General features: G+C 30.9%; 16 protein-coding genes. 7 read left to right on the top strand and 9 right to left on the bottom strand.

What is annotated here, in order from left to right:
- Positions 1 to 15: 15 nt before the first annotated feature.
- A complete protein-coding gene (gene argS / locus Q0049_RS12120; protein WP_298120100.1) occupies positions 16 to 1,794 on the bottom strand; it encodes an arginine--tRNA ligase in 1,779 nt (592 codons plus the stop codon).
- A gap of 633 nt (positions 1,795 to 2,427) precedes the next feature.
- Between argS and Q0049_RS12115 the strand changes: the two genes are divergently transcribed.
- Entirely contained in the window at positions 2,428 to 7,008 is a 4,581-nt protein-coding gene (locus Q0049_RS12115) for a T9SS type B sorting domain-containing protein (protein ID WP_298120097.1), read from the top strand.
- A gap of 77 nt (positions 7,009 to 7,085) precedes the next feature.
- Here Q0049_RS12115 and Q0049_RS12110 read toward each other — a convergent pair whose 3' ends face one another.
- From Q0049_RS12110 to Q0049_RS12100, 3 genes are all read right to left on the bottom strand, one after another.
- Positions 7,086 to 8,093 (bottom strand): 3-oxoacyl-ACP synthase III family protein, encoded by a 1,008-nt coding sequence (locus tag Q0049_RS12110; protein WP_298120094.1) that lies wholly within the window; start codon positions 8,091 to 8,093, stop codon positions 7,086 to 7,088.
- A 165-nt stretch (positions 8,094 to 8,258) separates the two neighbouring features.
- Positions 8,259 to 8,585: a YegP family protein gene (locus Q0049_RS12105; RefSeq protein WP_298120092.1), complete on the bottom strand. Its 327-nt coding sequence runs from the start codon at positions 8,583 to 8,585 to the stop codon at positions 8,259 to 8,261.
- Positions 8,586 to 8,670: 85 nt separating this feature from the next.
- Positions 8,671 to 9,936, bottom strand: coding sequence for a T9SS type A sorting domain-containing protein (locus tag Q0049_RS12100; RefSeq protein ID WP_298120090.1), 1,266 nt, complete (start codon positions 9,934 to 9,936; stop codon positions 8,671 to 8,673).
- A gap of 145 nt (positions 9,937 to 10,081) precedes the next feature.
- Between Q0049_RS12100 and Q0049_RS12095 the strand changes: the two genes are divergently transcribed.
- On the top strand, positions 10,082 to 12,490 hold the full coding sequence (locus tag Q0049_RS12095; RefSeq protein WP_298120087.1) for a prolyl oligopeptidase family serine peptidase: 2,409 nt from the start codon (positions 10,082 to 10,084) through the stop codon (positions 12,488 to 12,490).
- A gap of 71 nt (positions 12,491 to 12,561) precedes the next feature.
- On the opposite strand, the gene Q0049_RS12090 is transcribed toward Q0049_RS12095, so the two are convergent.
- The 5 genes from Q0049_RS12090 to Q0049_RS12070 all read right to left on the bottom strand — a co-directional run bounded on the left by Q0049_RS12090 (position 12,562) and on the right by Q0049_RS12070 (position 16,923).
- Complete coding sequence (locus Q0049_RS12090; RefSeq protein ID WP_298120085.1) at positions 12,562 to 13,494, bottom strand: ABC transporter ATP-binding protein; 933 nt, start codon at positions 13,492 to 13,494, stop codon at positions 12,562 to 12,564.
- A 108-nt stretch (positions 13,495 to 13,602) separates the two neighbouring features.
- Entirely contained in the window at positions 13,603 to 14,913 is a 1,311-nt protein-coding gene (locus tag Q0049_RS12085; protein ID WP_298120082.1) for an AarF/ABC1/UbiB kinase family protein, read from the bottom strand.
- Between the two features lie 3 nt (positions 14,914 to 14,916).
- A complete protein-coding gene (locus Q0049_RS12080) occupies positions 14,917 to 15,588 on the bottom strand; it encodes a TetR family transcriptional regulator C-terminal domain-containing protein (protein WP_298120079.1) in 672 nt (223 codons plus the stop codon).
- Positions 15,589 to 15,742: 154 nt separating this feature from the next.
- Entirely contained in the window at positions 15,743 to 16,435 is a 693-nt protein-coding gene (locus Q0049_RS12075) for an OmpA family protein (RefSeq protein ID WP_298120076.1), read from the bottom strand.
- Between the two features lie 17 nt (positions 16,436 to 16,452).
- On the bottom strand, positions 16,453 to 16,923 hold the full coding sequence (locus Q0049_RS12070) for a lipocalin family protein (protein ID WP_298120074.1): 471 nt from the start codon (positions 16,921 to 16,923) through the stop codon (positions 16,453 to 16,455).
- 247 nt (positions 16,924 to 17,170) lie between these two features.
- Between Q0049_RS12070 and htpG the strand changes: the two genes are divergently transcribed.
- From htpG to Q0049_RS12045, 5 genes are all read left to right on the top strand, one after another.
- Entirely contained in the window at positions 17,171 to 19,057 is a 1,887-nt protein-coding gene (gene htpG / locus Q0049_RS12065) for a molecular chaperone HtpG (RefSeq protein ID WP_298120072.1), read from the top strand.
- 94 nt (positions 19,058 to 19,151) lie between these two features.
- On the top strand, positions 19,152 to 19,673 hold the full coding sequence (locus tag Q0049_RS12060) for a TlpA disulfide reductase family protein (protein ID WP_298120070.1): 522 nt from the start codon (positions 19,152 to 19,154) through the stop codon (positions 19,671 to 19,673).
- A gap of 1 nt (position 19,674) precedes the next feature.
- Positions 19,675 to 20,115: a hypothetical protein gene (locus Q0049_RS12055; protein WP_298120067.1), complete on the top strand. Its 441-nt coding sequence runs from the start codon at positions 19,675 to 19,677 to the stop codon at positions 20,113 to 20,115.
- A gap of 3 nt (positions 20,116 to 20,118) precedes the next feature.
- Positions 20,119 to 20,526, top strand: coding sequence for a DUF2721 domain-containing protein (locus Q0049_RS12050; RefSeq protein WP_298120065.1), 408 nt, complete (start codon positions 20,119 to 20,121; stop codon positions 20,524 to 20,526).
- A 304-nt stretch (positions 20,527 to 20,830) separates the two neighbouring features.
- On the top strand, positions 20,831 to 21,787 hold the full coding sequence (locus Q0049_RS12045; protein ID WP_298120063.1) for a hypothetical protein: 957 nt from the start codon (positions 20,831 to 20,833) through the stop codon (positions 21,785 to 21,787).
- The last annotated feature ends 292 nt before the right edge of the window (positions 21,788 to 22,079 follow it).

The following is a 22,079-nucleotide window of genomic DNA, read 5'->3' as shown; positions in this document are numbered from 1 at the left end:
CTAACCTTTCTTTTTTTACATTCTTTCAGGAACTTCAATTCCTAATAAGCAAAATGCTAATTTTATAGTATCGGCTACTTTTTTAGAAAGTTGCACTCTAAATACTTTTATATTTTGATTTTCTTCTCCAAGGATAGAAACATTTTGATAAAACGAATTGAATTCTTTTACTAATTCATACGTATAATTTGCAACCAAAGCTGGACTGTGATTTTGTGCCGCATTTTGAATCACTTCAGGAAATAATTCCAATTGTTTTAGTAATTCTTTTTCTTTTGGATGAAGCACTTCGACTGCACTTTGTGAAACAAAATCAAAATCGGCTTTACGCAAAATAGATTGAATACGAGCGTACGTATATTGAATAAATGGTCCGGTATTTCCGGCAAAATCTACTGATTCTTCAGGATTGAAAAGCATTGATTTTTTTGGATCTACTTTCAGCATAAAATATTTCAATGCACCAAGTCCTATTGTTTTATACAAGTTTTCTTTTTCTTCTGTGGTGTAACCATCAAGTTTCCCTAATTCTTCCGAAATTGATTTGGCCGTTGCGGTCATTTCTTCCATCAAATCATCAGCATCAACAACAGTACCTTCACGAGATTTCATTTTACCAGAAGGTAATTCCACCATTCCATAAGATAAATGATATAGACTTTCTGCCCAATCAAATCCTAATTTTTTCAGAATTAAAAACAATACTTTAAAATGATAATCCTGCTCATTTCCAACAGTATAAACCATTCCACCAACATCGGAAAAATCTTTTACACGCTGAATTGCAGTTCCAATATCTTGCGTCATGTAAACGGCAGTTCCATCAGATCGTAGCACAATTTTTCTGTCCAAACCATCAGGTGTCAAATCAATCCAAACTGAACCATCAGGATCTTTCTCGAAAATTCCTTTTTCTAATCCAAATTGAACTACTTCTTTCCCTAATAAATAAGTATTTGATTCATAATAGTAACTATCAAAATCAACTCCTAAATTTTTATAGGTTAGAGCAAATCCATCATAAACCCATTGGTTCATGGTTTTCCAAAGCGCAATAACTTCTGGTTTTCCTGCTTCCCAATCTAAAAGCATTTGTTGCGCTTCTTGAATAATAGGAGCAGTTTTCTTTGCTTCCTCTTCTGTTTTTCCTTCTGAGATTAAAGCACTAATTTGTGCTTTATATTCTTTATCAAAAGCAACATAAAAATTTCCAACTAGCTTATCTCCTTTTAAACCTGAAGTCTCTGGAGTTTGTCCGTTACCAAATTTCTGCCAAGCCAACATCGATTTACAGATGTGAATTCCTCTATCGTTGATGATTTGTGTTTTATAAACTTTCTTTCCTGACGCTTTTATAATTTCAGCAACAGAATATCCTAAAAGATTGTTACGAACATGACCAAGGTGTAAAGGTTTATTAGTATTTGGTGAAGAATATTCTACCATAACTGCCTTATCAGTATTAGATTGTTCTACAAAACCAAACTTGTTGTTAGTATAAATTTGGTTGAAAAAATCTACATAATAAGCATCGGAAATTACGATATTCAAAAATCCTGCAACCACATTAAATTTTTCAACTTGGGCAACATTTTCAACTAAATACGTTCCTATTTTTGTTCCAATTTCGACAGGATTGCCTTTAATTACTTTCAATAAAGGGAAAATAACCATAGTAATATCACCTTCAAAATCTTTCCTAGTAGCTTGAAATTCAATTTTTTCGATAGTTACATCGAAGGTTTTTTGAATAGCTTCTTTAATAAACGGATTTAAGATTTCTTGTAGTGACATTTTAATTATTTTTTTAAGACTGCAAAGATAGAATTTAATTGCAAAATCTTTCTTTTTTACAGCAGATAAAAACAAATTAGAATTCTTTATAATATAAGTTTTCAGAGTCTATAGTCAATTATGTCACCTTTTTTTGAAATAAAATCTATTTACGATTACAGTTTCTTAAAAAATTTAAAAAAGAAATTCTTGATAACTATTTTCTTAAAGTATATCAATTTAATGTGTAAATAAAATTTGAAGATTGCAAAATAGTCCTAAAAGAACATAACAATACATGAAAGTAGATTGTCATATCCAAATTGGATATAAAACTGAACTTATTATAAAAACCTTTAACCTTCAAAAACAACAACTTAAAGTGAAATTGTTTCCACTCATCTAATTTTTGAATTTTAAATATAATCTGTAAATTAAATTTGAATAAATAAAAAAATCATTGGTACCAATTGAATAATTCAATGTTAAAACTTAATAAAAAAGCAATAAGATTTTAATTACAAAATAAAAAATTTACGTAAGATAATACCAATAAAAAACTACTAAATAATGATTTTTGTCGATTTTATTTGCATTTAATCGGATTTATTAGTAATATTATTCTGTCCAAATCAAATATTTAAATAATGAAAAATGAAAAAATTATTAACCCTACTAATACTTTTTTCTTGTTCAACTGTTTTTTCTCAAGTTATTACAGTTGATACAAGTACGTATACAGTTCCTCAATTAGTCAATAATGTTTTGATTAATTCACCATGTATTACCGCAAATAATATAACTTGGAGTACGGGAACAAACTTTGGTTCTTCTAACGGAATTGGTTATTTTCAGAATACTAATCCGAATTTTCCAATGCAAAGTGGTGTAATTTTAAGTACAGGAAATATCTTAAATGCACCCGGACCAAATTTAACAATGTTAAATGACGGTTCAACTTCTTGGCCAGGAGATTCTACCTTAGAATCAACATTAGCAGCATCAGGAATTACTATGAATTCTGTAAATGCTACCGTTTTAGAATTTGAATTTACGCCATTATCACCTCATTTCGATTTTGATTTCCTATTTGCATCTGAAGAATATGGTAATTTTCAATGTCAGTTTTCTGATGCTTTTGCTTTTTTATTGACGAATATGTCAACAGGAGTAACCACAAATTTAGCAGTTGTTCCAGGAACTTCTACTCCAATTTCTGTTGTAACTATTAGAGATTTTCTTTATAACTCTGGTTGTGAATCTGTAAATCCTTCCTTCTTTGGAACTTTTAATGGTGGTTCAAATGCAAGTTCGTCTCCCATAAATTTTAATGGTCAAACTGTTGTTTTAAATGCATCATCAACATTAGTTCCTGGTACACTTTATAAAATTAAACTTGTAATTGCAGATAGAACAGATATTTTATCCGACTCAGCAATATTTTTATCTTCAAACAGCTTTAATCTTGGTCAAGAAGTTTTGGGTGCAGATTTAACCATTGCAAATAATACTGCGGTTTGTTTTGGAACTTCAGAGGTGATTGAATCTAACTTAAATCCATCTAATTTTACTTTTGTTTGGAAAAAAGATGGTGTAACACTTGCAGGAGAAACTGGTCCAAATTTAACCGTTACACAACCAGGAACTTATACTTTAGAATATACTAATATTACTTTTACGTGTGAAACCATAACTGATTCAATAGTTGTTGAATTCACTCCTGAATATATAACTCCTGAACCAATTGATTTGTTTTTGTGTGACACAGGTTTGGCTAGCTACAATTATAATTTAGCACAAAATACTGCTGTAGTTACTGCAGGATTAAATCCTGGAGTTACAATTTCATATCACGCAAGTTTATTGCATGCAAACAATAACACAAATGTACTTCCATCAACATATTCGTCTGCAGGAAATCAAACTATTTATGTAAGAATTAATAAAGAAAATAGTTCATGCTTTACAGTAAAATCATTTGAATTATTACTTTCTCCACCACCAACAGCAACACAACCTTTAGATATTAATTTGTGTGAATCTACGTTTGGTTCAGGTGAGGCCACTTTCAATTTAAATCCGATAAGTTTAAGTGTTTTAAATGGTCAGTCAGGTGATATTTATTCTGTTTCTTATTACAATTCATTAGCTGATGCAAGTTCAGGAAGTAATGCTTCACCAAATAATATTTTCATAACTTCAGGAACAACAATTCATATTAGAGTGCAATTAATAACAGATTCTAGTTGTTTTAGTTTGACAAGTGTAAACTTGAATGTTTCATCGTTGCCAGTTGTTGACGAGCTTGAAGATGTAATTGTATGCGATAATTATGTATTGCAACCTATTACAAATGGAAATTACTTTACTGCTGCAAATGGTGGCGGTACGGCTTTATTTGCTGGAGATGTTATTACAGAAACCCAAACCGTTTATATCTATAATGCTGGAACTTTACCTCCATTTTGTAAAAACGAAAGTAGCTTTAGAGTTATCATTGTGAAACCAGAAGATCTACCTATTGAATCAGGTGATTATTGCGAAAGTTATTCATTACCAGGAGTTGAATTTGGTGGTTATTTTACCGCACCAAATGGTGGTGGAACAGAACTTTCTGAAGGCAGTGCTATTACAACTACTCAAACGGTTTACTTTTATTTTATTTCTGAAACTGATCCTAGCTGTTTGATAGATTTACCATTTAGTATTACAATAATTGAAAGACAAGACGTTCCAATTCTTCAAAATGGTTTTGATTGTACTTCTTTTATTTTACAACCTTTAAGTTACGGAAATTATTATGATGCTCCAAATGGTGGTGGGAATCAATTAGCTGTTGGAACTGCCATTACAAGTTCGCAAACGGTATATATATTTGGTCAAAATTCTGTTTGTACTAGCGAATCAAGTTTTGAAGTTGTCATTGGAATAAACTTTCCAACTGATGTTACTGAATGTGTAGGCTATACTTTACCCAACTTAAATGTGGGTAATTATTTTACTGAACCAATGGGAATGGGAACTCAAATTCCTGCTGGAACTTTTATAAATACTAATCAAACAATATATGTTTATGCTGTATCACAATCGCCACCTAACTGTACTGATAATTATAACTTTACCGTAAGTATTGTTTTACCTACATTAACTGCTCCAACCATAACATCAGGTTGTGAGAACTATGTTTTACCTTCAATTCCTGTTGGAAATTATTTTACAGGAAGCAATGGAACTGGAACAGCTTTATTTGCAGGAGATGTTTTAACAACTTCACAAACCATTTACATTTTTGTTTCTGATAATGCTGGTTGCCAAAACGAAATTACTTTTGATGTTACTGTTTATCAAAGACCTATTTTAGATAATCGATCTGATATTGATGCTTGCCATTCTTACACTTTAACCAATTTAGCTAATGGAAATTATTTTACACAACCAAATGGTGGCGGAACACAAATGAATGGTGGTGATGTATTAACAACGTCACAATTAATTTACATTTATGCTATAGAAAATGGTTGCCCTGCGCAAACTAGTTTTCAATTAAATATCTTTTCAATTGATGCTTTTGAAGCTAATGATGTTACCGCTTGTGACAGCTATGTTTTACCTGCGCTTACTGGAAATAATAAATACTATACGCAGCCCAATGGTCCTTTTGGCACAGGAATAGAACTTGTTGCTGGAACTGTAATAAACGTAACCCAAACCATTTATATTTTTATTCAATCTGGTGAAAGAATTAATTGTACTGATGAAAGTGATTTTGTAGTCAATATAGTTCCTACTCCAATAATTGCCTCAATTCTAAATGTAAATGTTTGTGAATCTTATACACTTCCTACACTTACAGTTGGAAACTACTTTACAGAAACTGGAGGAAATGGAACGATGCTAAATGCAGGAGATATTTTAACTACAAATCAAACACTATTCGTTTATGCTGAAACAGGAACTACTCCAAATTGTTTTGATGAAAAGAGTTTTAATGTTAGTATATTTAATGTCGAACAATTGCCAAATGTTACTTCATGTAGTAGTTATATCTTACCAACATTAGCCGTTGGAAATTTTTACAATGGACCAAATGGAACTGGTGGAATGTTAGCACAAGGTAGTTCTGTTGCTACTTCTAAAACAATTTATGTTTTTGCCTACTCAGGATTTAGTCCAAATTGTTCTGATGAAACTTCGTTTACTGTAACTATAATTCCTGAACCTGTTGCTTATCCTGTTCCTATTATTGAGAGAACAATTTGTGATGAAGATGGCAATAATAATGGTGTTACTGATTTTGATTTAACAACATTAAGTGCAACTATTTTAGCTTCTCAAACGGGTGCAGAATTCAATATTAGTTATTATGAAAATATAGAAGATGCAACAAATGAGAACAATGCCATAACAATTTCTGATGTTACAACAATTTATGTTAGAGTAAATAATTCATTGGCACCTGATTGTTTTGATATAAAACCAATAGCAATAATTGTGAACAAACTACCTGAACCAAATGCAACAGGTGGTATTGTATGTATTGATAGTGAAACTGGAACTTTATTGAATCCTTATACAATTACAACAGGACTATCGACTTCAACCCACACCTTTCAATGGTTTGATGAATTAGGAAACGTAATTGGTACAAGCAACAACTATCAAGCAATTTTACCAGGACAATATAGTGTTATTGCAACTAATAATGCTACAGGATGTCCTTCAGAAGAAGTTTTTGTGACTGTAAATCAATCAGAACCAGCAGTGATTGCTTATTCTATAAGTGAAGATTTTACTCCAAATCAAACGGTGGTAGTTTCTGCAACAGGAACTGGTGGAAACTATGAATATCAATTAGATGATGGCGCTTATCAAAGTAGTCCAACATTTAATAATGTTCAACCTGGAATTCACACCATCACTGTAAGAGATATAAATGGCTGTGGTGAAACTACGACTGAAGCGATTGTTGTTTATTATCCACATTACTTTACACCTAATGGTGATGGCGTTAATGAATATTGGAACATTTATGATTTGAGAGATCAAGAAGTAGCGATTATTGAAATTTATGATCGCTTCGGTAAATTGATGAAACAAATAAAACCATCAGGTCAAGGTTGGGACGGAACTTATAACGGTAGAGAAGTTCCTTCTGACGATTATTGGTTCGTAATTAATTATCAAAAAGACAATAAAAATAAAGAATTTAAAGCCCATTTTTCATTAAAAAGATAGTACAAACCTAGAAAACCATTTGAATAAAAAACCTCGAAGTGCAATTCGAGGTTTTATTTTTATAAATAGATTTTATCTTACCATTTTATAATAGCACTTGCCCAAGTAAAACCGCTACCAAAAGCAGCTAAAACTAACGTATCGCCAGATTTAATTTTTCCTTGTTCCCAAGCTTCTGTTAGAGCAATTGGAATTGATGCTGCGGTTGTATTTCCGTATTTTTGAATGTTATTAAAAACTTGATCATCAGTCAATTTAAATTTCTGCTGAATGAATTGCGATATTCTCAAATTTGCTTGATGCGGAATCAACAAATCAATATCAGAAACTTGAAGATTATTAGCTTGTAAACCCTCATTAATGACTTCACTAAAACGAACTACAGCATTTTTGAAAACAAATTGTCCATTCATGTGTGGAAAATAACTTTCATCATCAGGATTGTTATCCGCAATAATATCTGTAATCCATCTTCCACCCATTCCTGGTGCCAAAACAGCTAATTCCTCAGCATGTTGACCTTCTGAATGTAAATGTGTAGAAAGAATTCCTTTGGTTACATCTTCTTCTCTTGTAAGAACTGCTGCACCAGCACCATCACCAAAAATTACCGAAACTCCTCTACCTCTATCTGTCATATCTAAACCTAAAGATTGCACCTCAGAAGCTACAACTAAAATATTTTTATACATTCCAGTTTTAATATATTGATCAGCAACTGACAAGGCATAAACAAAACCAGAACATTGATTTCTAATATCCAATGCACCAATGGTTTTCATACCTAATTCTTTCTGTAAAGCAACTCCTGGACCAGGAAAATAATAATCTGGTGAAATGGTTGCAAACACAATAAAATCAATGTCATCTTGAGACAAACCTGCACGATCTATTGCAACTTTAGCAGCTTTTACACCCATTGAAGTTGTTGTATCTTGACCTTTTACAATGTGACGTCGCTCTTTAATTCCTGTACGTTCTTGAATCCACTCATCAGAAGTGTCCATAATTTTAGACAAATCATCATTAGTAACTACATTTTCTGGAACATAAAAGCCAAGTCCACTTATTTTTGAATGAAACATATATTATATATTTAGCAAAATTGATACTACAAATTTAATCATCTTTTAAAAAAGAGTATCATTACAAAGCATAAATTTTGAAATTAATAAAATCATTTTTTAGAATTGTATAAAAAAAACCAGCTTATACAATAAACTGGTTTTAGAACTATTAATTTATTTTTTTTAAGCTTCTTCCACAGTTGCATCTGGAGCATTTTTTTTAACCGACTCAATTCCGTTATCTCTGGAAGCTACACTTTCATACATTTCACTTGAACCTATAATTTGTCCGTTACCTGCTTTTAAATTAAAATAAGGTTTACCATTTTTAGCTTCTAATCTTTCAAATTTAGAATCATCTTGTGAATTTTTTCTAACAGATTCAATTCCGTTTTCACAAGCTGCTTTTGTTGTATAACCTTCACTAGCAAGAATAGTTTGACCATTTCCTGCCTTTAAATTGAATTGAAATTCACCATTTTTTCTTGTAGATATTACAAATTTTCCCATTTTATGTGTTTTATTTTAGTTGTTTCGATTAATAAAATTATGAAAAAAATTTGGATAGAACAAATTATCCAAGACTAAAATAATTCTATTTAGTAACTTTAACCGATTGTCTTCCTGTGTTAGTATGAAGATTTACAATATAAGTTCCATTAGGATAAGGAAAATCAAAAGTGTATTTTTTTGTTTCAGCAGAGGCAATTTCATCTAAAATCAATTGCTTAATAAATTTTCCATCAATTGAATATAATCCTAATCTTAAATGGTCGCTTGCAATAAAATCAATTTCTAGATTCAATTTATCTTTAATTGGATTTGGAGAAACTCTTACCTTTAATGGAACTCTATCCTGCTCTTCAAAATCAACATTTGATAATGTATTAGACATTTTATAAATAGTTGTCCCTGAGGCATAAGCAATATTTCCCACAAAGAAAATTCTATTTAAGTTACTTCCTATATTTAAATTTGTCCAAGTTGCACCTGAATTATTTGTTTCGTAAAAACCTGTATGATGTCCGCCCATCCATCCATGAGTTTCACTCGTAAAACCAATAGCTTGAACATCAACATCAGGAAACGTATTTGATGTCCAAGTTACACCATTGTTAACTGATTTTATGATTCTTCCCGGATTTGGCGCAACAGATTCTACAGATCCAAACATCACATTTGGGTTTGAAGCAAGAATTTGCAATTTCCATACATATTCACCTGGAATTGTTCCGTTATAGATAGTTGTCCATGTTGTTCCTCCATTTGTGGTTTTCAAGATTACGGGTCCATTTTCATTATTTCCTGAAACAAAACCTGTATTTTCATCTATAAAAAGTACTTCAACCAAAGCATCAGCATAGGTACTCATATTGATATACTGCCAAGTGGCACCACTATCAGTAGATTTTATTACATAGGCAGGTGAAAAATAAGCACCACAACCATAAATTGTTGAAGTTCCTACACAATCAAGACCACAAATTGCAGGTGGATTTGGAAATATATTAGTAACTTGTGTCCAAGTTGTTCCGCCATTGACTGTTTTGTAAAATTTATTATTTAATGTTCCTAAAAAACCGATATTAGCATTTAAAAACTCAATATTTCTAAAATAATGACTACTTCCTAGAGTTGCGCTATTGGCTTGCAATGTCCAAGTTGCTCCACCATCAATAGTTTTATAAACATCACCAAAACCACCATTAGCAGCCCAACCAATATTTTCATCCAGAAAAAAAACATCATCAAAACGTTGTCCACTTGCACCATTTGAAGGTATTGTAGTTAGTGGTGTCCAATTATATTGAGCTAAAGTCAAATTAGAAACAAGTATGAAGAAAAAGTATAAATTTCTCATGGCATTTTTTTTATAAAATTATAAAATATATGTTTAAACTCGAGATAACATTTGAAAAATATTTTCAATGTTTAACAAAAACTTTGTGGAATATGTAACACCATTGCATTAATTTAGTCCAATGTTAAAAATAAAATGATAAATCATGAAACTAAAATCTATTTTTCTTCTATTGCTCGGATTTGGAATTACTTGTTTTGGTCAAGAAAATCTGAGTTATAAAAAACCATCCGCTGAAATATTAGCTCTTGCCGATTATGAAAGAGCACCATCTGTGAGCATGGATTCAAAAAAAGAGTACATGCTTTTGAGTTATAGAAATACGTATAAAACTCTTGATGATTTGAACCAAGAGGAAATGCGTTTAGGTGGATTGCGAATTAATCCTGTTACCAATATTTCCAGCACGGTTACTTACATCAACAATTTAAAAATTAGAAAAATTGCGGACAAAGAAGAAACTCAAGTGACTGGACTTCCTCAAAATGCAAAACTTACAAACATTTCATGGTCGCCAAATGAAAAGAAAATTGCTTTTACCAATACAACAAACTCAGGAGTTGAACTTTGGATTATTGATGTTGCAACAGCTTCAGCAAAAAAAATAACCTCAGATAATTTGAATGCCAATTTAGGCAGTCCTTTTAGTTGGATGAATGACAATCAGACGTTATTAGTAAAAGTTTTACCTAAAAATCGTCCAGCATTAATTGATGAGAAAAAAGATTTGCCAAAAGGACCAACTGTTTCTGTGAGTGATGGATCAAAATCTCAAAACAGAACATTTCAAGATTTATTAAAAAATAAAAATGATGAAGCAAATTTTGATGCTTTAGTAACATCTGAATTACATAAAGTAACCATTTCTGGAAACTCAACATTATTCAAATCTGCTGATATTTATGCAGGAGAAAGTTTTTCGCCTGATGGAAATTATTTAATGCTTACAACGATTCAAAAACCGTATTCTTATATAGTTCCTTTAAGTCGTTTTCCTCAAAAATCTATAGTGTATGATTTGAATGGAAAAGAAATCAAGCAAGTAAATGAAGTTCCTTTAACTGAAATTATGCCAAAAGGCTTCTCATCGGTAAGAAAAGGAAAAAGAAGTATGAGTTGGAGAGCAGACAAACCGGCAACTTTAGTCTATGTAGAAGCGCTTGACGAAGGCGATCAAGCTAAAAAAGTAGATTATAGAGACGAAGTTTTTCAGTGGAATGCACCATTTAATTCGGAACCAACATCAATGATGAAAACACAACAACGTTTTGGTGGAATTAGTTGGGGAAATGACTCGTTTGCTATTGCTTTTGATAGTTGGTATGACACTAGAAATACCAAAACCTATTTATTAAATCCATCCAATCCAAATGAAACTCCAAAAGTAATTTCGGATAGAAACTCACAAGATATTTATTCTGATCCCGGAAATTTTGAAACCAAGAAAAATGAGTTTGGAAGATACGTTATTGCAACTGAAAACGGAAACGCTTACTTAATTGGCGACGGACATACAAAAGAAGGACAATTTCCTTTTATCGATGAATTGAATTTGAAAACATTAAAAACAAAACGTTTATATACTTCAAAAATAAAAGATAAAAAAGAAGATTTGATGTCTATTGAAGATTATAAAAAAGGTGATGTTTTAGTAATGATTCAATCTAAAAATGATTATCCAAATTACTACTTTAGAAATATTAAATCTGGAAAATTAACTGCCATTACTACATTTAAAAATCCATTTGAAAGCATTAAAAATGTCTATAAAGAAGTAATTAAATACAAAAGAAAAGACGGCGTAGATTTATCTGGAACTTTATATTTACCAGCAGGTTACGATAGAACTAAAAAAGAAAAATTACCTTTATTAATTTGGGCTTATCCAGCAGAATTTAAAGACAAAAACTCAGCAGGACAAAATGATAAAAATCCAAATGAATTTACTTTTCCTAATTATGGTTCGTTTGTATATTGGGTAACTAAAGGTTATGCTGTTCTTGACGATGCTTCCTTTCCTATCATTGGCGAAGGAACAACAGAACCAAATGACACCTTTATAACACAACTAGTTGATGATGCTGAAGCTGCAATAAATGCTGTAGATAATTTAGGATATATTAATCGTAAAAAAGTAGCCGTTGGCGGACACTCGTATGGTGCTTTTATGACAGCTAATTTACTTACTCATTCTAATTTATTTGCTTGTGGAATTGCAAGAAGTGGCGCATATAATAGAACTTTAACGCCTTTTGGATTCCAAAGTGAGCAGCGTAATTATTGGGATGTTCCAAACATATACAATGAAATGTCACCATTCATGAATGCCGATAAAATGAAAACACCTTTGCTTTTAGTTCATGGTGAAGCAGATAATAATCCTGGAACCTTCACCTTGCAAACTGAACGTTATTTTCAAGCTTTAAAAAACTTAGGCGCTCCAACAAGAATGGTTATTTTGCCAAAAGAATCTCATGGATATGCAGCTAAAGAAAATATCTTTCACTTGCTTTGGGAACAAGACCAGTTTTTAGAAAAGTATTTGAAAAACTAATCCTTCGACAAGCTCAGGATGACAAAATAAAATAGAATATAGAGAATAGACCTTTGAAGAAATTTAAAGGTCTATTTTATTTTTATATGTACTTGAGTCGCACTAGGAATTTCGGAATCATGCTCAAAGAATAGAATTTCGTTATCCAATTTTGCTTCAATTAAATAATGACTTCCTCTGAAATAAGAATTTAGAACTTCAACTTTCAAAGTGTCTTCCTGAGCTTGTGGAAGAACAATTTCTATCTGATGCGGAAAAATGTATTTTACTTTTCCTTCAATATTAATTTCATTCACATCGCCAAAAAGGGAAGCAATATATTTAGATTTAGGATTTTCGTATAATGATTTTGGAGTTCCTGTTTCTATAATTTCGCCATTTTTCATCACCAAAACCTCATCGGTAAAAGATAAAACATCAGTACTATCATGTGTGGCAACAAGACAAGTAATCTGTTTTTCTTTTAAGTAAGCAAATAATTTTCTTCGCAAACTATTTTTTCTGAAATTATCAATATGACTGAATGGTTCATCAAGCAATAAAACTTCTGGTTCTAATGCTAAAACTCTAGCAATAGCAACTCTTTGCATTTGTCCTCCACTCAAGTTTTTAGCTTTGACATCAAAGAAATCTTCCATTTCAACAATTTCCAAAAGCTCCTTTACCCTATTCCATTTTTTTTCAGAATCAATATTGGACAAATATTTACCAACATTTTCTGCAACAGTTATGTATGGCATCAAATCAAAATCTTGAGCAAGATATTTCATAAAATCCATTCCCGGAATAAGATGATACTTCGGACCAAGAACTTCGGTCTGGTTCCAAAAAATCTGTCCTTCATTCAAATCATATAATCCATAAATTAACTTTAAAAGCGTACTTTTTCCGCAACCACTTTCACCAATGATAGCCAGTGAGTTTCCTTTATTTAAAGAAAATGAAGCATTGAAAATGGTTTTCTCTTTTTGATAAGCAAAAGAAATGGATTGTACTTGAAGCATTTGTAATTTATAATTTGTACAAAAGTAAGAATTAAAAACAATAAGAGCGATGCTAAAACGTGTAGCCATCGCTCTTATCAACCTAACCAATAAATAAACAAAAAGTTTCTACTTAATGTATTTTTCAAATTCTTTAGTTTTTACTCTAGCTTTTAAGTCGTGTAATAAATTATACAAACCAAAGAATGTTCTGTTTATGTATAAAAAATGTTTGGAACCTCTATTCCCATTCATTTTTCGCAATTGTGTATCTTTTGCAAATTCTTCTCCCATTGTGGCAATTTGTCCAAAGAAATCATCATCAGAAAAATCGAAGAAATCACCGTGAAATGGTTTTGTAAATAGACTTAACAAATCATGAAACAATTTAGTAAAATATTCAATTTCTGCTTTTGTATCATCTAATCTTAAAATTTCTAATTCATATAATTTCTCATTAAATAATTTTGGATTATCAATTACTTCTGGTTTTGCCAATTCAAAATAAGGAACATAAAATTCCAAAGGAACATGCTTGATACAACCAAAATCAATAGCAACCAATTTATCATCTTTATCAATCAAGAAGTTTCCTGGATGCGGATCAGCGTGAACTTGTTTTAAATGGTGCATTTGATACATATAAAAATCCCAAAGTGCTTGACCAATTTTATCTCCTTTTACGCTATCTTGATTGCGAGCAGCAAATTCTGATAAATGCTCACCATCAATCCATTCCATTGTTAATATCTTCTCTGAAGATAATTCAGGATAATATTTTGGAAATCTCAAATTATCAATGTTTTTACACCAATCTGAAACTTCTAAACTTTGTTTCAATTCTAAATTATAGTCTGTTTCTTCTAACAATTTATCTTCTACTTCTTTAAAATATTTATCAGAATCTTTACCTTTTATATTAAACATTCTGACAGCAAATGGTTTTACCAATGCCAAATCCGAACTTATACTATCTGCCACACCTGGATATTGGATTTTCACAGCAAGATTTTTCCCATCTTTGGTCGCTTTGTGTACCTGACCGATACTCGCAGCATTCATAGCATCTGGTGTAAACGTGTCGTATAAGTTCTCTGGATATTGACCTAAATATTTTTTAAATGTTTTTCTAACTAAAGGCGCAGACAATGGCGGAACCGAAAATTGAGACAACGAAAATTTATCTACATATTGTTGTGGCATGATGCTTTTGTCCATGCTCAACATTTGAGCTACTTTCAAGGCACTTCCTTTTAAATTTTTTAGTCCGTCATAAATATCCTCGGCATTACTTTCATTTAATTTATCACGATTTAAAGACGGATTTACAATCTTTTCACCATAATAAGCAACATAATTTCCTCCTACTTTGATTCCCGTTTTTACTAATTGACTGGCGCGTTCTATTTTTCCTGTTGGAATTTTATCTAATGTTTTCATGTGTTAATTCATTTTTTCTTTCCAAAGGAATTTTCCTAAATCAAACAAACTTTCTAAAGGCTTTGTATCTAATAAATCAACTACAGTATTTACAGATTTTTCTATTAAAACATCTGTTTTTTCAAATCCCGTAGAAGTATCGTCCATCCAAAATTTCAATAAAAATAAGAACTGAATCCATGCTCCTTCACTAAAAACTGGCTTTGTTATTTTAGAAACTCGATCACTAACGATGTTCTGATTGTCGTCTATAATAGTTACGATAAAATCTTTAAAATGGTTTCTGAATTGTTTTAAAGTTTTTAAATTCTTCAAACCTTCTTTATTTTCTTTAAGTGAAAATATCACGTAACTTCTGTTTAAAGTCAATATTTCAAACAATGTAAAATACAAAGTCAAAAGTTTATTTTTTTCAGTATAACTATCAAAAGCTTCATCTTTTTTAATCGAAGCTTCGGCATTCTCAAAAAATTTAACCCAAATTTCTTGCCTTAACGCTTCAATTGACCCAAAGAACTTGTAGAAATCAGCTTCTTCTATTTTATGTTCTTTACAAAAAGAAAAGACATTTTTAGGTTCAGCATTGTTTGATAATACATTTTCCATATACATAGAAATAATTGCATCATCTGTAATAATCTTCTTTTTGCTTGTTGTTTTCTTTGTAGTTTCCATATTTGAAATAAATTTGAATGTAAAGTTAATTATTGTTTAACTATTACTAAAATTATTTAAACAAAAATTTTGTTAAATGTTTTTCATTTTATTTGAAAACAAAAAAAAGCGACCAATAAAAATTGATCGCTTTTCAAATCTAAAAAACTTAAGTTTAGTTTCCTGCTTGCTTTTTTGCGTCTTCAACCATTTTAGCATTTGCAGTAATAGCAAATTCTACACGACGGTTTTGTGTACGACCTTCTGGCGTATCGTTTGTCGCAATTGGGTCAGCAATTCCTAAACCAGTAGTTGTAAATCTAGCAGTATTTAATCCTTTTGAAGCTAAGTATGTTTTAACAGAAGCTGCTCTTTGCTCAGATAATGTTTGATTATATTCTACTTTACCTGTACTATCTGTATATCCATAAATAACAATATCTGTATCAGCATAACTTTGAAAAACAGGAACTAATTTATCTAAATTAGCTTTAGCAGCAGCTGTTAAAGTTGATTTACTTGTATCAAAACGAACGGCATTTTCCCCAAGAACCAATCGAATTCCTTCTCCAACTCTTTCCACTTGTGCGCCAGGCAAAGCTGTTTGAATTTCGCGGGCTTGTTTGTCCATTTTGTTACCAATAACTCCTCCAGCAACTCCACCAATTACACCACCAAGAACTGCGCCCATTGCTGTGTTTCCACCTTTAATATTGTTTCCAATAACGCCACCTAAAATTGCTCCAGCAACAGCTCCAATAGCTGCTCCACGTTGTGTTTTATTAGTGTTTTTTGTTGCTTCACAACTTGTAAAAACGGTACTAAATGCAAAAGCACTTACTAAAAAATAAATTGTAATTTTTTTCATATCTCTTTTATTAAAAATTAATTTCTTTGAAATTCATAAACAACATCAACCATTTTTCCTCCTACATTAATTTTGTCAACTAATTGAAAAGAAGATTCTGTTAAATTTGAAACTTTCAAAATATAACCATCAGTTACTTTTTTTGCTTTAGTTTCATTCAAAATTTTCATAACAAAATTACCTTCTTTATTCATATACCATGTAATAGGTGATGTAAATGAAGTACATTTTGCATTATCTAAAGCAAAATTACCTTTGTTATTATTAGCAACAAATTTCCATTTACTTCCTACAAAACACTTAGAATCTGCAATGTCAAATGAAGTAACTTTAATATAATCTGAACCAGGATAAGTAACCGCTGTTAAAGTAAAATCTCCTTTAATGGTTCTTTCAGATTTCATGTCCAATTTCGTATTGGTAGCCGATTTAGATTTACAACCAATCAACGTGATTGTAAGTAACACTAATAGTAAACTTTTCTTCATAATTTTAATTTTATAATTATTTGTAAATATAATTCAATTAAAACAAAAAAAATCTAGGTTATTTAACCTAAAAAAAATCCGTTGTTTAACTGAGCTGCAAAGTTACTATTACGAATCTTAACTCACTATAAACTTAAGTTTTTTTTATGTGTAGAAATATAACTACGTCATTTTGTCATATTTATTTGTTTGGTATTCTATTTGACTAGTAACAAAATATAAATTGTTTAACTTAAAAGTTCAAAATATGTCAACAGGAAAAATTAATGTTTCAGTAGAAAACATTTTCCCTTTAATCAAGAAATTTCTTTACAATGATCACGAAATTTTTCTTCGTGAATTGGTTTCAAATGCAACTGATGCAACTTTAAAATTAAAACATTTAACCAGTATTGGCGAAGCTAAAGTAGAATATGGCAATCCAATTATTGAGGTAAAAATTGATAAAGAAGCTAAAAAACTTCATATCATTGACCAAGGTTTAGGAATGACAGCTGATGAAGTTGAAAAATACATCAATCAAGTAGCTTTTTCTGGTGCTGAGGAATTCCTAGAAAAATATAAAGATTCTGCCAAAGATTCAGGAATTATAGGTCATTTTGGTTTAGGATTTTATTCTGCTTTTATGGTGGCAGAAAAAGTTGAAATCATCACAAAATCATTTAAAGACGAACCAGCAGCACATTGGACCTGTGATGGAAGTCCAGAATTTACTCTGGAAGCAGCTGATAAAACGTCTCGTGGAACAGAAATTATCCTTCATATTGCTGAAGATTCATTGGAATTTTTAGAAGAATTTAAAATTAGAGAATTACTTACTAAATATAATAAATTCATGCCTATTCCAATTAAATTTGGAACTAAGCAAGAAGCATTACCTAAACCAGAAGATGCTCCAGAAGATTATAAAACTGAATATAAAGAAGTAGATAACATTATCAATAATCCGACTCCTGCTTGGACAAAACAACCAACAGATTTAACAGATGAAGATTATAAAAATTTCTACCACGAATTGTATCCAATGCAATTTGAAGAACCACTTTTCAATATTCATTTGAATGTAGATTATCCTTTCAACTTGACCGGAATTTTGTATTTCCCAAAATTGTCTAACGACATGCAAATGCAAAAAGACAAAATTCAAATGTATCAAAATCAAGTTTTTGTTACCGATAACGTTGAAGGAATTGTGCCAGAATTTTTAGGAATGTTGAAAGGTGTCATTGATTCACCAGATATTCCATTGAATGTGTCACGCTCTGGATTACAAGCTGATAGTAATGTGAAGAAAATATCAAATTACATCACTAGAAAAGTAGCCGACAAACTGAAAGGTTTATTCAATGAAAACCGTGAAGATTTTGAGAAAAAATGGAACGACATCAAAATTGTTTTAGAATACGGAATGTTATCGGAACCAAAATTCTACGAAAAAGCAGGCGATTTTGTTTTATATCCATCAGTTGATGATAAATATTACACTTTATCAGAATTGAAAGAAGCTATCACTCCAAATCAAACCGACAAAAACGGAAAATTAGTAGTTTTATATGCTTCAAATAAAGATACTCAACACGGTTATGTTGAAATTGCAAAAGATAAAGGATACGAAGTTTTATTTTTAGATTCTCCAATTGTTTCGCATTTGATTCAAAAACTAGAATCTGATAATGAAAACCTAACTTTTGTTCGTGTAGATTCTGACCATATAGATAAATTAATTCAAAAAGAAGAAACTCAAATTTCAAAATTATCAGAAGATGAAGCTACGAATTTGAAAACGGTTTTAGAGGAAATTGTACCAAAAACCAATTATTCTGTACAATTAGAACCAATGGATAGCAATGCTGCACCATTTATGATTACGCAACCAGAATTCATGAGAAGAATGAAAGAAATGAGTCAAACTGGCGGCGGCGGAATGTTCGGAATGGGTAATTTCCCTGAAATGTACAACTTGGTTGTAAATACGAATTCTGAATTAGCAACAACCATTTTAAACACCTCTGACAAATCTGCTCAAGAAAGTTTGGTAAAACAAGCTCTTGATTTAGCTAAAATTTCTCAAGGATTATTAAAAGGCGAAGAATTAACTGCTTTCGTAAAGAGAAGTTTTGAGTTGATTAAATAGATATTAGACTGATAGATAAAAGACCTGTAAGTTATTCCGAAGTTTCGGAACTTGCAGGTTTTTTTTATATATTTGAGATTATAAAAAACTCATCATGAAAAAATTATTTTTAATTATCCTTTTAGGATTTAATTCCATTTTCGGTCAAAATCAAAATGAAGAATATACTAATAGTAGTTTGGTACAAATCAATGAAGTTGCGCCAGATTTTTCAATTACAACTTCAGAAGGAAAAATTGTAAATCTTTCTGATTATAAAGGAAAAGTTGTTTTGATAAACTTTTTTGCAACTTGGTGTGGACCTTGTATGCAAGAAATGCCATTTATAGAAAAAGATATTTGGAACAAACTTAAAAATAATAAAAATTTCACTATTCTTAGTATTGGACGTGATCATTCACAAGAGGAAATTAACGCATTTATTCAAAAAAAGAAGTTCACATTTCCTATTTATGCAGATAAAGGAAAAGCAATTTATAATCTATTTGCCACAAAATATATCCCAAGAAATTATTTAATAGACCAAAATGGTAAAGTTGTTTACACTTCAACAGGATTTTCAACAGGAGAATTTGAAGAACTAAAAACTAAAATAAATTCACTTTTAAACAATTAAAATGATTTCTTTATTAAAAACCATCGTTTCAAAACTTGGAGGAGTTGATACATCTGAAAAAAATCATGTTGATACTTTTACAGAAAACCGAATTTTAAATGTTCCTGGTGAGCAAATCGCTTCAATAGAAAATGGAGGAATTTGGATAGATTTCCAAGAACTTTCCGACTATCATTTTATGAATATTATTGTCATTGGGAAAAAGAAATACAAAACGTTTGAAGGTTGTGAATTGGTTTTCTCTTCCAATAGTTCTGAATTAAAATTAATTTCAGATTCTAAAGAAATTGCTTCCGATTTTTCAAATGTTTCTAATAGATGGATTACCCAAGTTGACTTTGATGTCACAAACATAAATATTGATATGATTATTAACAAAGAAGCTAATCAAGTACATTTTAAATTTAAAAAAGATTCGGAAACCTTTGAAATAATAAAATAAATCATGAATTTATCCATAGAAACTCCAGCGTTACTTTTCTCAGCAACATCTTTAATACTTTTAGCTTACACAAATCGGTTTTTGACTATTGCGCAAATCGTTCGTGGATTGAAAAAAACCTACGATATAGAACATAACAAAAGTATTTTAGTTGAAATTAAAAACCTCAACTTGCGCTTAACCTTAATTCGTTACATGCAACTTTTTGGAGTATTGAGTCTATTTCTTTCTGTTTTTGGAATGTTAGTTTTGTTTATCGAATGGAAGCTAATTGGTATCTATATTTTTAGCGCGAGCTTGCTTTGTTTACTTATTTCTTTAGGCATTTCTTTTTGGGAAATCAGTATTTCTGTGAAAGCATTGCGCGTTCATTTAAGTGATTTATTAGACACTGAAAATACAAAAGGCTAATGTTTTTATAACTTTCCGCTATAGTTTTATAGCCTTCCACCTTGTCTTTGATTCTTTCCGCTTTAGTTTTATAATCTTCCGCCTTGTTTTTAGTTCTTTCCGCTACAGGAACACTGTAAGAACAAGGCGGAATGTTATAAAAAACTGACAATACATTGTAAAACAAAGGCGGAATGTATTAAAAACATGACGGAATGCATTAAAGATATGACGGAATGTCATATATAATAAATATATGTTAAATTGTATTTTGAATTATTCATTTGAGTAAATTTATAATCTACGAATAAATAAAAATATTATTATGAATCCACAAGAAGTAATTAGAGCTTACAATGGCTCAGACGCGCAAATGGCAGAATACGCAAGGGTAGCACACAACCTACTGATTTCTGATTTAACTAAATTTACAACTTTTGACAGCACCATAACAGCTGCTTTTGCAACGCAATTTTTAACCGCAGTTACCAATGCTGAAACTGTTGTTGCAGATACCGCTGTAATTGACATACAAGTTCAAAAAACAGAACTAATTCAAACCGCAATGGAAAAAGCAAAAAGTAAGTATGCCGATGTTAAATATTTTGTACAAAAAGCTTTTCCGCTAAGTGTTGCAACTCAAAACGAGTTTGGTTTAAACGATTATGAACGTGCTAGAAAAAGCTCTACACAAATGATTCAGTTTCTTGACGAAATGAGTAAGGCATGTGTAAAATATCAAACACAATTAGTAGCTAAAGGTTTTACAGCCCCAGCAATTGCCGAAATTCAAACCATTAGAACTGAATTACAAACAGCAAACACTAATCAAGAAGTATTTAAAAAACAACGACCAAAACTTACTGAAGACCGCATAACTATTTTAAATACATGCTATGAATATGTTGTTCAAATAAATGCTGCTGCACAGCGTGTTTATAAAGATGATTATGCAAAACAAAAACAATTTGTATATAACTCGTCTATAAGCACCTCAAACATTATAGAGTTTAGCGGTGAAGTAACGGCTAATAGCACAAAAAATGTAGGTACAGTAGCTTTTTCAACAGACAATATTTTTACTTTTAGAAATGTAGGTTTAGTACCTTTAGTATTTTGCTTGTCAACCACAAACGAAGTACAAGGAATTGAAGTTGCCATAGGTGGAGGTGCTGCATTGAGCAAATCATCAGAAGAATTAAATGCAAATGGCACTTTTATTTTAGTTAAAAACACTGATACCACGAGCTCAGGTCTTTATCAAATTGAAGTAGACAATTAACTACAAAATTTTTCATCACAATTAAAGCTAGTATTTTTTTACTGGCTTTTTTTTGTGCAAAACATTTTTTTCTTTAAAAATTAAAAGTATATTTGGAATAGTTATAACTAAAAAACACGTTCTTACATTAACGAAAAATAAATAGCGTTTTGCTTTAAAATTTCCTGAACCTGAAATGTCGAAATTCAAATTGAACAGGGAAGTAAAGTGGATACGTTCATGCTTTTGCGTGGGCGTTCCTTTTGCTTTGTTCAATTGGGCTTCGACTCCCACAGGTTCGAGTATTTGGTTC

The organism is Flavobacterium sp. (assembly GCF_027484205.1).
Classification (GTDB): Bacteria; Bacteroidota; Bacteroidia; order Flavobacteriales; family Flavobacteriaceae; genus Flavobacterium.
Note: the sequence above shows the minus strand (reverse complement) of the source record. Positions and strands in the feature narration are given on the sequence as shown.